At 76.3% G+C, this 894-nt stretch carries 1 protein-coding gene; it reads left to right on the plus strand.

Translation table 11 applies throughout. The features are described 5' to 3' along the window. The first annotated feature begins 21 nt into the window (after positions 1 to 21). Positions 22 to 732 (plus strand): acyltransferase, encoded by a 711-nt coding sequence (locus tag AC2W7G_RS17345; protein WP_485869534.1) that lies wholly within the window; start codon positions 22 to 24, stop codon positions 730 to 732. Positions 733 to 894 lie beyond the last annotated feature (162 nt).

Here is an 894-nt window from a genome sequence, read left to right on the forward strand (position 1 = left end):
GGGCCCGCCGCGGGTGGCAGGATGCGGCGGGTGACTCCCGAGCACCGTCAGCGCCTCCGCTCCGCCGGCGTCGAGGCCGACGTGCTGGACGCCCGCGACTGGCACCGGGCGACCGACGGGCTGCCGGACTGGTGGGACGCCCAGGGCAACGCGCTGTACCTGGCCGAGGGCGCCGCGCTGCCCGACCGGGTGCTGCACGACCTGACCCTCATCCCGTTCCACGACGCGTTGGTCGTCGTCGGCTCGCCGATGACGTGGCTGTCCGCCCTGCTCGTCGGGGGCGACGGCGCCACCGTCTTCCTCGACGCCGGGGTGCAGCTGACGGCGGGCGAGATCTACTGCGGCGGCGGGTCGGCGATCGTCCTGCACGGCCCGCTCGTGGCCACCCGCTGCGCCGTCGTGGACGCACGCAACGGCGGCACCGTCGTCGCCGGGCCCGACCAGCTGTGGGCCGCGAACGCGTACGTGGCCACCGACGACATGCACCGGCTGGCCGACCGCCGCACGGGGGAGCGGCTCAACCCGTTCGGTGCCCACGTCCGGCTCGGCACGCACGTGTGGCTGTGCCGCGACGCGGTCGTCACCGGGCACGCGGAGGTCGGCGACGGCGCCGTCGTCGCCATGCGCAGCGTCGTCCGTGGCCAGAAGGTGCCCCCGCACACCGTCGTCGCCGGCGTCCCGGCCCGCGTCGTGCGCGAGGACGTCGACTGGAGCCACGACGACCGGCCCTGACGCTCGAGAGGCAGTGACCGGCGTCACGCCGGTGCGTACACTCCGGACATGGGACGCAGCCACGACGTCGCGGTGCCGCCGGGTGCCGACCCGGTCGCGCTCGTCCGCCGGCTGCGCCGGGCCCACGACGCCTTCGTCGAGACCGGTCGCGCCGACCCCCGG

The organism is Aeromicrobium sp. PFPM2_SD2, from assembly GCF_057364525.1.

Coding starts and splice junctions, on each gene's coding strand:
- AC2W7G_RS17345 (WP_485869534.1), top strand. CDS start 22: ATGCGGCGGGTGACTCCCGAGCACCGTCAGCGCCTCCGCTCCGCCGGC.